The sequence below is a fragment of the Clostridium sp. chh4-2 genome, assembly GCF_002899675.1.
In the GTDB taxonomy this organism is placed as follows: Bacteria; Bacillota; Clostridia; order Lachnospirales; family Lachnospiraceae; genus CHH4-2.
The window spans coordinates 144,647-158,261 of sequence record NZ_PKUU01000012.1 but is presented as its reverse complement, the minus strand read 5'-3'; the positions used below and the strand labels follow the sequence as shown (position 1 = coordinate 158,261).

General features: G+C 46.5%; 14 protein-coding genes and 2 pseudogenes. 1 reads left to right on the top strand and 15 read right to left on the bottom strand.

Annotated features, from left to right (window positions below):
• Positions 1–11: 11 nt before the first annotated feature.
• The 4 genes from rsmH to lgt form a co-directional block, all read right to left on the bottom strand.
• Positions 12–950, bottom strand: a complete 939-nt coding sequence (rsmH, locus tag C0033_RS14285; RefSeq protein ID WP_103228549.1) for a 16S rRNA (cytosine(1402)-N(4))-methyltransferase RsmH — start codon at positions 948–950, stop codon at positions 12–14.
• The gene (gene mraZ / locus C0033_RS14280) at positions 947–1,372 is read right to left on the bottom strand and encodes a division/cell wall cluster transcriptional repressor MraZ (RefSeq protein ID WP_103228548.1); all 426 of its coding nucleotides are present in this window, start codon (positions 1,370–1,372) and stop codon (positions 947–949) included. The genes rsmH and mraZ overlap by 4 nt, the downstream gene beginning before the upstream one ends.
• Positions 1,373–1,562: 190 nt before the next feature.
• The gene (locus C0033_RS14275; protein WP_103228547.1) at positions 1,563–1,718 is read right to left on the bottom strand and encodes a Spo0E family sporulation regulatory protein-aspartic acid phosphatase; all 156 of its coding nucleotides are present in this window, start codon (positions 1,716–1,718) and stop codon (positions 1,563–1,565) included.
• 127 nt (positions 1,719–1,845) lie between these two features.
• Positions 1,846–2,727 carry a prolipoprotein diacylglyceryl transferase gene (gene lgt, locus C0033_RS14270; RefSeq protein WP_103228546.1) on the bottom strand — a complete coding sequence of 294 codons (882 nt, stop codon included), beginning with the start codon at positions 2,725–2,727 and terminating at the stop codon, positions 1,846–1,848.
• Positions 2,728–2,899: 172 nt separating this feature from the next.
• On the opposite strand from lgt, the gene ychF reads away from it, so the two are divergent.
• The gene (gene ychF, locus C0033_RS14265) at positions 2,900–3,997 is read left to right on the top strand and encodes a redox-regulated ATPase YchF (RefSeq protein ID WP_103228545.1); all 1,098 of its coding nucleotides are present in this window, start codon (positions 2,900–2,902) and stop codon (positions 3,995–3,997) included.
• A gap of 97 nt (positions 3,998–4,094) precedes the next feature.
• Here the strand turns inward: ychF and C0033_RS14260 are convergent, their stop codons facing one another.
• The 11 genes and pseudogenes from C0033_RS14260 to rimP form a co-directional block, all read right to left on the bottom strand.
• Complete coding sequence (locus C0033_RS14260) at positions 4,095–4,472, bottom strand: hypothetical protein (protein WP_103228544.1); 378 nt, start codon at positions 4,470–4,472, stop codon at positions 4,095–4,097.
• A gap of 91 nt (positions 4,473–4,563) precedes the next feature.
• Complete coding sequence (locus C0033_RS14255; RefSeq protein ID WP_242984505.1) at positions 4,564–4,740, bottom strand: DUF6472 family protein; 177 nt, start codon at positions 4,738–4,740, stop codon at positions 4,564–4,566.
• Positions 4,724–5,614 (bottom strand): annotated as a pseudogene (locus C0033_RS14250) (bifunctional riboflavin kinase/FAD synthetase); the annotation flags it as partial. The gene C0033_RS14255 and the pseudogene C0033_RS14250, both read right to left, overlap by 17 nt.
• Before the next feature lie 51 nt (positions 5,615–5,665).
• Positions 5,666–6,565: pseudogene (truB, locus tag C0033_RS14245) on the bottom strand (tRNA pseudouridine(55) synthase TruB); the annotation flags it as partial.
• An 8-nt stretch (positions 6,566–6,573) separates the two neighbouring features.
• Positions 6,574–7,533, bottom strand: a complete 960-nt coding sequence (locus C0033_RS14240) for a bifunctional oligoribonuclease/PAP phosphatase NrnA (protein WP_103228542.1) — start codon at positions 7,531–7,533, stop codon at positions 6,574–6,576.
• A 39-nt stretch (positions 7,534–7,572) separates the two neighbouring features.
• On the bottom strand, positions 7,573–7,941 hold the full coding sequence (gene rbfA / locus C0033_RS14235) for a 30S ribosome-binding factor RbfA (RefSeq protein WP_103228541.1): 369 nt from the start codon (positions 7,939–7,941) through the stop codon (positions 7,573–7,575).
• Positions 7,942–7,975: 34 nt separating this feature from the next.
• Positions 7,976–11,167 (bottom strand): translation initiation factor IF-2, encoded by a 3,192-nt coding sequence (gene infB, locus C0033_RS14230; RefSeq protein ID WP_103228540.1) that lies wholly within the window; start codon positions 11,165–11,167, stop codon positions 7,976–7,978.
• Positions 11,157–11,489 carry a ribosomal L7Ae/L30e/S12e/Gadd45 family protein gene (locus tag C0033_RS14225; RefSeq protein ID WP_103228539.1) on the bottom strand — a complete coding sequence of 111 codons (333 nt, stop codon included), beginning with the start codon at positions 11,487–11,489 and terminating at the stop codon, positions 11,157–11,159. The genes infB and C0033_RS14225 overlap by 11 nt, the downstream gene beginning before the upstream one ends.
• Positions 11,479–11,751, bottom strand: coding sequence for a YlxR family protein (locus C0033_RS14220; RefSeq protein WP_103228538.1), 273 nt, complete (start codon positions 11,749–11,751; stop codon positions 11,479–11,481). Before C0033_RS14220 ends, C0033_RS14225 begins: the two co-directional genes overlap by 11 nt.
• 23 nt (positions 11,752–11,774) lie before the next feature.
• A complete protein-coding gene (nusA, locus tag C0033_RS14215) occupies positions 11,775–12,920 on the bottom strand; it encodes a transcription termination factor NusA (RefSeq protein WP_103228537.1) in 1,146 nt (381 codons plus the stop codon).
• Between the two features lie 38 nt (positions 12,921–12,958).
• Positions 12,959–13,426, bottom strand: a complete 468-nt coding sequence (rimP, locus tag C0033_RS14210; protein WP_103228575.1) for a ribosome maturation factor RimP — start codon at positions 13,424–13,426, stop codon at positions 12,959–12,961.
• Positions 13,427–13,615: the final 189 nt, after the last annotated feature.

Here is a 13,615-nt window from a genome sequence, read left to right as displayed (position 1 = left end):
TCCCTTAAAACTTAAACGCGTTCGAAAACTCTTAACTTAGAACTTTTCGACCGTTTATTCTCTGTCAATTCCTCTTCCGTCGGTATAATCGGTTTTCTCGTAACCACACGCCCCTTGCTCACCTTGCCGCACATACAAACAGGAAAATCCGGCGGACAGGTGCATGGGTTTTCATTGGTTCGAAACCTGTTTTTTACAATCCTATCCTCTAGGGAATGGAATGTAATGATGCTGAGCCTTCCCCCCGGGTTCAGCAAATCAATCATGGTATCAATTGAACTGTTAAGAACTTCCAGTTCCTGATTCAGCTCAATCCGTATCGCCTGAAAGGTCCGTTTGGCCGGATGTCCTCCGGTGGCCCTCACCTTGGCAGGAATGGCTGCTTTTATAATCTCAATCAGTTCCCCGGTGGTCTCTATCGGCTTTTCCTGTCGTGCTTTTACGATATGTTTAGCAATATTCTTAGCAAACCGGTCTTCGCCGTAGTCCCGGATTATATGATATAAATCCATTTCATCATAAGTATTAATAATATCGGCCGCTGTGCGTGGATTTCTCTGATCCATCCTCATATCAAGCGGCGCATCTTCTTCCCGATAAGTAAAGCCTCTTTCAGCCGTATCCAGCTGGTAAGAGGAGACGCCCAGATCCAGATAGATCCCGTCTACCTTATCGATGCCCAGATCGTTCAGTACTTCCTTCATGTTCTTGTAATTGTTTCTTACAATGGTGACTTTATCTGAAAATTGCTTCAAACGGTCTGTAGCCGCAGCAATTGCGTCCGCGTCCTGATCGATCCCGATCAGACGCCCATGTTCCCCTAAACGGGAACACACATGAAAGGCATGTCCTCCACCGCCCAGTGTCCCATCCACATAGATCCCATCCGGCTTAATGGCCAGACTGTCTACGGTTTCCTCTAACAGAACTGATTTGTGTTCAAACATTATATTCCCAGCCCTTCCATATTCTCAGCTATTTCTTCCATGTCATCGTAAGAGTTGGTTTCGATCCAGGATTCCTTACTCCAAATTTCAATCCTGCTGCCGACACCTACAAGCACTGCTTCCTTCTCAATCTTTGCAAAATCGCGAAGTACTGCGGGCAAAAGGATTCTGCCCTGCTTGTCCACTTCACAGGTGGTGGCTCCTGCCAGGAAAAATCTTGAAAACTTTCTGGCATTGGCATTGGTAAGCGGTAATGTGTGGAGCTTTTCTTCAAGGGCTTTCCATTCGGAATTTTCATACACAAACAAACAGCCATCCAGTCCCTTCGTCACAACGAATTCCTCGCCCAGCTGTTCTCTAAATTTAGAAGGTACAATTACGCGTCCCTTCGCATCTACTGTATGATTATATTCGCCCATAAACATAGTAATCACCCAATCATACCACTCAGCAGCCATTAGCTACCATTATCTACCACTTTGAACCACTTTCTACCACTTGTATTATCATTCTAGTATATTTGTAAGGAAATAGCAAGAAATTTTTCCAAAAAAGAGGCCGAAAAAAAGAGGCAGCTGCGATCCTCTCGCAGCTGCCTCTACATATGCTTCTTATTTAATACCCCGCTACCATATATTGTTCGATCAATAAATCCAGCTCCACGCTGTTTTTATAGATGATTTCATACTCTCTTTTGGAATCAATACTGTAATTCAGCCGTTGTCTGGCTTCTTCTATCTCTGCAATTAATTCTTCTTTGGAAACTGTCATATCTTTTTCTCCTTATGTGCACTATATATTATGTTTGTTTACTCCCAAATGACATAATACATATCCTGCATTCTGCAATCTGTCAATGGAGTTATCCTGAAAGGAGAATGGTCTTAACAAAGACTCATTAATTCTTCTTTATAGCCTGATGATGAGATAATTGGCTCCGTTTGAAACAAATTACCACCGCTGATACAATCACCATAACTATTGATAAAGCTTGTGACACCGGGATACCCGTAGAAAACAGTATGAGCTGGTCAGTACGAAGCCCTTCTATCCAGAAGCGTCCAAGTCCATATCCCAGAAGATAAATCCACATCATTTCACCTTCAAATTTCTTGTGTTTCCGATACCATAACATAAATGCCAATAATCCAAGATTCCACAAAGACTCATACAAAAAAGTCGGATGCACCTGAATGTATTCAACCCCGTTGTCCACAATCAAATGATCGACTAAATCCTGTGATATCATACTCTCACTAACTAAAGCCCGCCTGATCCTCATAGCAAAAATACCGTTGGTATAGCCGCCGAATGCCTCGCAGTTGAAGAAATTTCCCCAGCGTCCGATGATCTGTCCCGCTACCAGACCTAACACTCCACTGTCTGCCATTGAAAAAAAGGATACTTTTTTAATTTTAGAAAATACAGCCAATGTGATAACAGCTGCTATTACTCCACCATAAATTGCCAATCCGCCGGCTCTGGTGTTAAATATCTGCCACAAGTCGTCTTTGTAATTATCCCATGCAAATATTACATAATAGATTCTTGCACCTATGATGGAACATACAATTGCATATAAAGCAAAATCAAAATACAGCTCCGGATCTTGTCCCCGGCGCTTTGCATCTTTCTGTGCGATCCATATCCCGGCCATCATGCCGATCACAATGATAATGGCATAAAATGCAATCCGGAATCCAAAGACGGTAACACTGCTCCGCAGATGCTCAATCGTAATCCCAAGATTCACGAAACTTATGTCCGTCCCATTTATCACATCTATTCTCCTTTCAAGGTTTTCTCTATTTTACCCCTAAAAATACCAAAAATCAAATTAATTCGCACGACATTATCCTTCAGATTTCGACATTTACTCGTTTAGTCCTTTTATTTTCAAAGATTCTATGATATTCTATAAAAGCTATTAAGAACGAAAGAAGGTAAATCATATGAAATTAGGGATTGTCGGCTTACCAAATGTAGGCAAAAGTACCCTCTTCAACTCATTGACAAAAGCGGGGGCAGAATCTGCCAACTACCCATTCTGTACCATAGATCCCAATGTGGGGGTAGTTCCAGTACCGGACCACAGATTACAGCTCTTAGCTGACTTATACGATTCAGAAAAGATCACTCCAGCCGTTATCGAATTTGTCGATATCGCAGGTTTGGTAAAGGGCGCTTCCAAAGGCGAAGGACTTGGAAACCAGTTCTTATCCAACATCCGTGAAGTTGATGCGATCGTACATGTAGTCCGCTGCTTTGAAGATCCCAACGTAATCCACGTGGACGGCTCCGTAGACCCGCTCCGCGACATTGAAACAATCGATCTGGAACTGATCTTCTCCGACTTAGAAATCCTGGAAAGAAGAATCGCCAAAACCCAGAAAGCCGCCAACAATGACAAGGCCCTTGCAAAGGAACTGGTCATCTTAAAAGCACTAAAAGCCCATCTGGAAGACGGCAAGCTGGCAAGAAGCTTTGAATGCAGCGACGAAGACGAATCCGCTTTCATCGCATCCTTAAATCTTCTCACCTACAAACCGGTGATTTTCGCTGCCAACGTAGCCGAAGACGACTTGGCAGATGACGGCGCGAGCAACCCATACGTACAGAAAGTCCGTGAATTTGCCGCAGAAAACAACAGCGAAGTATTCGTAATCTGCGCACAGATCGAACAGGAAATTGCCGAATTAGAGGAAGACGAAAAGAAGATGTTCTTAGAGGACCTGGGTCTTAAAGAATCCGGCCTGGAAAAACTGATCGCCGCCAGCTACAGCCTGTTAGGCCTGTTAAGCTATCTGACCGCCGGCCCACAGGAAACAAGAGCCTGGACCATCAAAGCCGGAACAAAAGCTCCTCAGGCAGCAGGAAAGATCCACACCGATTTCGAACGCGGCTTCATCCGCGCCGAAGTGGTCAACTATCAGGATCTTTTAGACTGCAAAGCCTACAGCGCAGCCAAAGAAAAAGGCTTAGTAAGACTGGAAGGCAAAGAATACGTAGTAAAAGATGGGGATGTTATTCTTTTCCGGTTTAATGTGTAGGGTACGCCCAAGAAGGGTGCGGACGGGCCGGGAGGGTGCAGTGGCGCCCGAAACCAGTTTCCGTGATGGGAAGATGTAAGAGAAAAGAATGCCGGATTCAGGGCACAGGCAAAGCTACGGAAGAAATTCTGAAGAATTTTTCCTCCGCGTTGCCTTTGGGGAACGGAATGATATCCCGTTCCCCATCCCTGAATCCGGCACTCTTTTCTCTAACATCTTCCGAATCACTCCAAATGGTTTCGGACCCGCCAATACACAGCGAATAGAATCCGTTCAGCCGGAAAGGCCGGAGGCCGGGTCCGGTGGGGTGGAGGCGACTATGCAGGAGATCGGTAATTTTTGGTAAAAAAAGACAGGAAAAGATGGGATCGGCGCCATTCGGGGAGAACTTTTTATAACTTCTCCCCTCAGGGGCGCCTTGAATGTTGATACGGAAATCAACATTCACCCATCTTTTCCTGCCTTTTTTTACCAAAAATTACCGATCTCCTGCATAGTCGCCTCCACCCCACCGGACCCGGCCTCCGGCCTTTCCGGCTGAACGGATTCTATTCGCGTACCCCCCCTCAAAGCTGGTGGCGGACGATTTTATATTCGTCGTCGGATCTGTAGTGGGGGCATGACCAGCGGTCGTTGGTGACGAAGCGGTAGTATTCGTCTTCGTCCAGGTTCACTTCGCAGGTATAGCATTCGTAATCTTCATCGTATACATAAAAGTTGCAGGTATCACAGCTGCTCTTCATCGCAATACGCCTCTCCATATTCTTTATCGCGGTCTATCTGTTTCTTTAAGTCTTCCAGGCTGTCGAATTTCTTTTCCGGGCGCTCGAAGTTTAAAAGCTGTACTTCGATATTCTTTCCGTAGAGATCCTGGTCCAGGCGGAAGATAAATGTTTCCACGCCTACGGGATTTTCTCCTTCCACAGTCGGCTTTCTTCCTATATTAGTGATTCCGCGGTAAGTCTGGCCGTCTACGGACACGCGGGATACGTATACGCCGAAGGGGGGAAGGAGTTTTTCAGGCGGAGGGATGATGTTGGCGGTTGGAAAGCCCAAAACCGCGCCCCCTATGTGATTGCCGTGAACCACGGTGCCGTGAATTGCATAGGGCTGTCCTAAAAGTTCGTTTACTTTTTCGATGTTGCCTTTTGCCAGTTCTTCCCGGATGTAGGTGCTGCTGATGTCCCGGCTGTCCTCCCGTTCTTTGGTGACTACCACCAGTTCATAGCCGTTTTCCTCTGCCAGTTCGGCTAAAAGGGCGGCATTGCCGGCCCTCTTGTACCCGAATCCGCAGTCTGTGCCGACTACAATGGCTTTGGCATTCATTTTGCCCGCCAGAATTGTCTTTACGAACTGTTGTGGGGACATGTGGGAGACTTCCTGGGTGAAAGGGTATTCCACCAGATAGTCCACGCCGATCTTTTCCATGTTATTCCGCCGCTCCTGATTGGTGGTTATCACGGTCTGCGCGGTTCCGTAAACCAGGGTTCCCGGAACTGTGCTGAAGGTGAATACGGCCAGCTTGTAGCCCTTCATCTCTTTTAACTGAAGCATCTCGTTTAAAAGCTTCTGGTGGCCGCGGTGGCGTCCGTCAAACTTTCCAATCGTCACTACGGTCGGCTCTGTGATCTTAAAATCCGCGCTGTCAATAAATTTCATCTCAGTCACCCCCAAAAACATCTTTTGAGGCTGGTACCGTTGTTTTTCTTCTTCGTACTTGTAGATGCCAAGAAAATGTCCCTGGCTGTCATAAACTCTCACCGGATCAGCGGTCACCGTAAAGTCCGGGGCCGCATCAGTCTTTTCGGCACTAAACGGATTGCCGTTATGGAGAAGAGAATCCCACTGAGGCTGCATTCTCAATTTCCCGTAAGAAGAAAATACAGTTTCCACCGCCACAATATGTTCTTCGATCCTGCCGGAATGGGCTAACTCTTCGATCTCGCCAAGCTTTAAGCTGTCTTTTAATTCAAACTGCCCCACTCTGGTGCGCAGAAGTTTTTCCATGCATCCGCCGCAGCCCAGCTTCCGGCCGATATCGTAACAAAGAGTTCTGATGTAAGTCCCTTTGGAACAGCTGACGGTCATGGTAACGCGGGGAAGATGGATTTCATCTATCCGGATGTCCGAAATTTCCACCGGCCTGGCCTGGCGTTCCACTTCTTTTCCCGCCCTGGCAAGCTCGTACAGCTTTTTTCCATTTACTTTCAGAGCGGAATACATGGGAGGAATCTGGTCATAGCGGCCCTGAAAACTGAGAACTGCCTCAGTGACTTCTTCCGGACCGGCTTCTACCGGTTTTTGGGACAGCACGGTTCCTGTGGTATCCTGAGTGTCCGTTTCAGTTCCCAACAGCATAACCGCCTGGTAAGTCTTCGTTTTATCTGTCAGCATATCGCACAGTTTGGTCCCCTGGCCTAAGCAGACCGGGAGCACCCCTTCCGCATCCGGGTCTAAGGTGCCTGTGTGGCCGATCTTTTTCTGTTTTAAAATACCTCTCATTTTCGCAACTACGTCATGAGAGGTATATCCTTTTTCTTTATAAACATTAATTACGCCGTTGTACATGACTTTTCTTATTCCTGTGCTTTCAACTGTTTTTCTATATGTGAAGAAAGATTGTTTATCACGTCGTAAATACTTCCTGACATGGTGCAGCCGGCTGCCCTCACATGTCCGCCGCCTCCGAAATAAGCGGCAATTTTGCTGACATCCACAATGCTGTTGGATCTCAGGCTCACTTTGAATTCATGATTTCCGGTTTCATACATGAAGACTGCGCATTCGATGCCTTCCGTAATTCTCAGCTGATCGATGATGCCGTCCATGTCCTTGCTTCCCACACCGTAAAATTCCATATCCTTCGCCCGTATCACGCTGAAAATGCATCTGCCGTCTAAAAAGGTGATGCTCTCCAAAAGCGCACGTCCTAAGATCTGATTCTGTACATTGGTTTTCCGGTAAAAGCTGTCGTCAATGATGCTGGAAAAATCAATTCCCTTTTCCATCAGCTTTCCTGCCACCATCATGGTATGGGCCGAAGTATTGCTGTATTTAAACACTCCGGTGTCATGAATGATTCCGGTATAAATGCACTCGGCCACTTCTTTGCTGATCTTTTCTTCATCCAAAAGTCCGTATAACACTTCACAGGTGGAACTGGCATCGGAGATGACCACATTGTCCCTGGCGTATCCGGTATTGGTGATGTGATGGTCCACGCAGAGACTGTCGGCCGCGGTATCCAGATAGATTCCGAAATCCCCCAGCCGTTCCCGGTCGCTGCTGTCTAAACAGACGCAGAGATCGTATGTCCTGCCTGTGGACGGATCACTGTTTATCTTATCAAAATGTTTCAGATAATTAAATTTAACTGCCAAAGGTTCCAGATAAATATCAGCGGAGTGATCAGGATAATTTTCCGAAAGGTAATTGTACAGACCCAGGCAGGAGCCTGCGCAGTCTCCATCCGGATGAACATGACCGAGAATAGCCACACGTTTTGCCTGTTTTAATTTTTCTACCAATAAGTTCAATCCATATCCTCCTTTTTTACTGCTCATCTTAATCAGTTGTTACTCGTCTTTTAAATCCTTAGTTACCTCATCGATTAATTTTGACATGTTCACTCCATATTCGATGGACTGATCCTGTACAAATGTAATTTCCGGGGTATTTCTCAGATTTATTCTTTTTGCCAGCTCTCTTCTCACGTAACCAACCGCACTCTTTAAGCCTTCGATGGCGTGCCGGGCAGCTTCTTCGCTGCCCAGTACGCTGATATAGGCTTTGCAGTATTTCAGATCCGGAGTCACATCCACGGCCACTACGGTAACCATAGCATCGTGGACTCTTGGATCTTTAATCTCAGTGCGGATGATCTCGCTCATCTCCCGCTGGACTTCCATATTGATTCTTGTATTCTTAATACTGTTTTTACGCATTGTTGTGCTCCATTCTGTCTTTTCAGAAAGCAGATTAACGAGGCACCTCTACCATATCATAAGCCTCTACTATATCGTCTTCCTGAATATCATTAAATTTCTCAAATACAAGACCGCATTCATATCCGGTAGCAACTTCTTTTACATCGTCCTTAAATCTCTTTAAGGATGCCAGCTGTCCGTCAAAGATCAAATCGCCGTTACGTGTGATTCTGGCCTTACAGCCTCTCTGGAATTTACCGTCCATTACGTAAGAACCTGCGATTGTACCAACTCCGGAAGCCTTAAATGTCTGACGTACCACCGCATGACCGATTACTTTTTCCTCAAATATAGGATCTAACATACCCTTCATGGCGGCTTCCACATCTTCAATTGCCTGATAAATTACCCGGTACAGTCTTACATCTACTTTTTCCCGTTCTGCAATGGATTTTGCAGTCGCATCCGGCCTTACATTAAATCCGATGATAATCGCATTGGATGCGGACGCAAGGGAAACGTCGGATTCGTTAATTGCACCAACTCCGCCGTGGATTACCTTAACCACAACTTCTTCGTTGGAAATCTTTACAAGGCTCTGTTTTACAGCCTCTACGGATCCCTGTACATCGGCTTTAACGATCAACGGCAGCTCTTTTACATTGCCGGCTTTGATCTGGCTGAACAGGTCATCCAGTGATAATTTTGCTTTTGTATCTTCAATCAGCTTATTCTTGCCTTCGGAAATAAATGTTTCCGCAAAGCTTCTGGCTTCTTTATCTGTTTCAGTTGCAACGAATACTTCACCTGCATTCGGAACGTCGTTTAATCCGAGAATCTCTACCGGAGTGGATGGGCCGGCTTCTTTTACTCTGCGTCCCTTATCATCCATCATCGCACGGACCTTACCGTGGCATGCTCCTGCAGCGATATTGTCGCCTACGCGAAGAGTACCTTTTTGTACCAGTACGGTTGCAACCGGTCCTTTACCCTTATCCAGCTCGGCCTCGATAACAAGACCTCTGGCTTTACGGTTTGGATTCGCCTTTAATTCTTTTACTTCTGCGGTCAGGATAATCATCTCGAGAAGATCGGAAATACCTTCTTTTGTATGTGCGGATACAGGAACGAAAATCGTGCTGCCGCCCCAGTCTTCCGGAACCAGTTCATATTCCGCCATCTCCTGTTTTACACGGTCGATGTTGGCACTCGGTTTATCAATCTTGTTGATGGCAACGATGATCTCAACCCCTGCCGCTTTTGCATGGTTGATCGCCTCGACTGTCTGAGGCATAACGCCGTCGTCTGCAGCAACCACCAGGATTGCAATATCTGTGGATTTTGCTCCACGCATACGCATGGCTGTGAAGGCTTCATGTCCCGGCGTATCCAGGAATGTGATCTTCTGGCCGTTGATTTCAACCACATAGGCGCCGATATGCTGGGTAATTCCGCCCGCTTCTCTGGAAGTAACGTTGGTTTCACGAATCGCATCCAAAAGGGAAGTTTTACCGTGGTCAACGTGGCCCATTACACAGACAACCGGAGGTCTTGCCACTAAATCGTCTTCATTTTCCTCTTCTTCCTTCAGAAGTTCTTCAATGACATCCACTTTCACTTCTTTTTCACAGAGGACATCGAATTCCAATGCGATCTCTTCTGCTTTATCGTAGTCAATCTCCTGGTTAAGAGTAACGATGGTTCCCTGCAGGAACAGTTTCTTAACGATAACAGAAGGCTGCAGTTTCATCTTCTCCGCCAGTTCCTTAATTGTCAGCACTTCCGGAAGGATGATTGATTTTACAGTCTCTTCAATCTTTGTTTCCGCCGTTTTCTGAGGCATCTGGAATGGATGCTTAGAAACTTTAACGGACTTTGGTTTCATATCTTCATCTTTATCTCTCTTGTCAAAACGGTCATTCTTATATACGTTTTTATTCTGTCTGTTGCTGGTTGGCTTAGACTGAATCGGTGTATCGAAGGATTTTGGAGCGTCTTTGCCTCTGTTTCCCTGGTAACCGCCCGTACGCTGCTGGCCGCCTCCCTGATAACCTCCGGTTCTTTGCTGGCCGTCACGGTTTCCCTGATAGCCTCCGGTTCTTTGCTGACCGTCACGGTTTCCCTGATAGTTGTTGCCCTGGTAACCTCCGGTTCTCTGTCCCTGATAGCCTCCGGTTCTTTGCTGGCCATCACGGTTTCCCTGATAACCGCCGGTTCTTGGCTGGCCGTCACGGTTTCCCTGGTAGTTATTGCCCTGATAACCTCCGGTCCTTGGCTGGCCGTCACGGTTTCCCTGATAATTATTGCCCTGGTAACCGGTTCTTGGCTGGCCGTCGCGGTTTCCCTGATAATTATTGCCCTGGTAGCCGGTTCTCGGCTGGCCGTCACGATTGCCCTGATAGCCTCCGGTTCTCGGCTGGCCGTCACGGTTTCCCTGATAGTTATTGCCCTGATAGCCGGTTCTTGGCTGACCGTCACGATTGCCCTGATAGCCTCCGGTCCTTGGCTGGCCGTCGCGGTTTCCCTGGTAGTTGTTGCCCTGGTAGCCGGTTCTTGGCTGGCCGTCACGATTGCCCTGATAATTATTGCCCTGATAACCCGTTCTTTGCTGACCGTCACGGTTTCCCTGATAGCCTCCGGTTCTTGGCTGGCCGTCGCGGTTTCCCTGGTAATTATTGCCCTGATAACCCGTTCTTTGCTGACCGTCACGGTTTCCCTGATAGCCTCCGGTTCTTGGCTGGCCATCGCGGTTTCCCTGGTAGTTATTGCCCTGATAACCTCCGGTTCTCGGCTGGCCGTCACGGTTTCCCTGTGCCGGAGCCTGCGTTCTTGGAGCTTCTGCAGGACGTGAAACGGAATTCTGGCTTTCTGCCGGCTTTGGCGCTTCCGCCGTCTTTGGAACTGCCTGAGCTGACGGTGCGGCAGGAGCCGGTTCAACCGCTGGTTTAGGCTGCGGTGCGGCAGGTCTGCTCTGAGGAGCCGGCGCCGGTTTCTGCGGTGATCTCGGCATGGAATTCTTCAGCTGCTGGGAATTCTGAGGGCGGTAAACCGCAGTAATTTTTTTCTTAGGAGCCTCCTGGCCCTCTGCAGGCTTTGACGGGGATACGGATTTCTTAACCACCGATGCCTGATCATCCGTCACATTGGACAGATGGCTTTTTACTTCAATATGATTATTCTGCAATATATCTAAAATCTCCTTGTTGCTTTTTCCAAGCTCTTTTGCAAGATCGTTAACTCTCATACTTACTACCTCCGTTAATATTCATTTGTTTTACGATTGCCTTAGCCAATCCCTCATCCAGAATTGCAAGAGAGGCTCTCTGTGCTTTTCCCGTGGAGTGGCCGAGTTCTTCTTTTTTACCAAAAAAACAGATTGGGACTTCATAGTAAGTACACATATTAGAAAACATCTTTTTGGTATTCTCAGACGCCTCTTCCGATACGATTACCAGCCACGCCTGCCCGCTTTTTACGGCCTTTTCCGTTGAAAATTCTCCGCTTGCGGTTTTTCCGGCTTTTGTTGCCAGACCTATTAGGTTTAACGCTTTTTTATCACTCTCCAAGCTGTGCCATCTCCTTTTCCAAAGTTTCATATACTTCTTTGGGAATCGCCATCTTGAAGGAGCGTTCCAATCCTTTACCCTTTTCGGCCTTTTTCAGACATTCCATGGACGGGCATATATAAGCGCCCCGCCCGTTTTTCCTGCCTGTCGCATCCAGAATGATTTCATCATCCGGGGTTTTCAGTATACGGATCATCTCTTTTTTACTCTTCATCTCACTGCAGCCGATACACTGCCTGAGAGGTATTTTCTTTGTACTCACTAACAATCACTTCCCCATTTCTTTTATTCCTGGTAATCTTCCCGGTAGTCTTCCTGATAGTCGTTATACGATTCCTGTTCATCAATCTGGAAATCTTCCTGATACTCAATTCCCATCTCTTCAAACAGTCCCAACTCTCTTGCCTGTGTCTCACTCTTGATATCGATCTTATAGCCGGTCAGTCTGGCTGCCAGTCTGGCATTCTGTCCTTCTTTACCGATTGCCAGGGACAGCTGATAATCAGGTACGATTACCTGTGCTTCTCTCGCGTCTTCATCCGCCACAACGCAGATTACTTTTGCCGGGCTGAGGGCGTTTTCAATCAGATATGCAGGATTGTCATCCCAGTTGATGATATCGATCTTTTCCCCGCGCAGCTCATTGACAATGTAATTGACTCTGGCGCCGTTTAAACCTACGCATGCGCCCACCGGATCAACGTTCGGATCGTTGGACCATACGGCGATCTTGGTTCTGGAACCGGCTTCTCTCGCAATCGCTTTAATCTCAACCGTTCCGTCTTTTACTTCTGTCACTTCAGATTCAAACAAACGTTTTACCAAATCAGGGTGGGTTCTGGATACGGAAATTCTTGGACCCTTAGACGTATCTTTGACTTCCAGAATATACACTTTAATACGCTCGGTCGGCTGGAATACCTCTCCTTTCACCTGCTCGGTCTCGTTGAGAATCGCATCCACCTTACCCAGGTTAATACTAACATTTTTACCAAGATAGCGCTGAACTACACCCGGAACCACTTCCTTTTCCTGGCAGTACCAATCGTTGTACAGCACTTTTCTCTCTTCTTCACGGATCTTCTGAAGGATTACGTTCTTAGCATTCTGGGTTGCAATACGGCCGAACTCTTTGGATTTAATCGGAATCTGTACAATATCTCCCAGATCATACTTAGGATCAATCATCTTGGCTTCGGCTAAGCTGATCTGAAGCATCTTATCTTCGGCTTCTTCCACCACCTCTTTTTCCGCATAAACAGCGAAATCACAGGTAACAGGATTGATATTCACCTTTACGTTATCCGCTTTTCCAAAATGGTTCTTGCATGCGGTGAGAAGGGAATTTTCTATAGCCTCAAGTAAGGTGTCTTTGCTGATGTTTTTTTCTTTTTCCAATATCTCCAATGCTTCTAATAGTTCTTTGTTCATCTTTTCCTCCATTCTGCCGCCCCAAAACGGCATTCGTTTTAAAAGTCAAATGCTAACCGGATCAGCGCAATGTCCGCGCGGTTAAATACCGTCTCTGCGTCGTCTTCCATCTGAATTGTCACCGTATCTTTGTCATAACTTTTCAGCATTCCGGTGAATTCCTTCTGTCTGTTTACCGCACGGTACAGTTTGATATCCACTTCACATCCAATGCTTCTTGCGAAATCCTTCTCCTTTTTAAGAGGTCTTCCAAGTCCCGGAGAACTCACTTCCAGGATATAGCTTTCACTGATAAAATCCTTCTCGTCCAGCCACTCGCTTAACTTCCTGCTTATCACTTCGCAGTCGTCCACTGCAATTCCGCCTTCTTTATCAATATATGCCCGTAAATACCAGTTTCCGGCTTCTTTTACATATTCAACGTCAACCAGTTCAAAATTATGTTCTTCCATCAGCGGCATCAGATATGATTCAACCTTTGACTCATATTCTTCTCTCTTTGTCATTCCGCACCACCTTTCCTGTTTCATACAAAAAGTAAGAGTGGACTTTCGTCCACTCCTTTTAGTCTTTTATCATGTTATCTTAGACAGTATAGCACCTATTTATGTCAATTGCAAGAACTTTTCACATAATTATAGAAGAAACATAACAGTTTGGCCCTCCGGGAACTTAATTGTCACGGTATGAGAAAT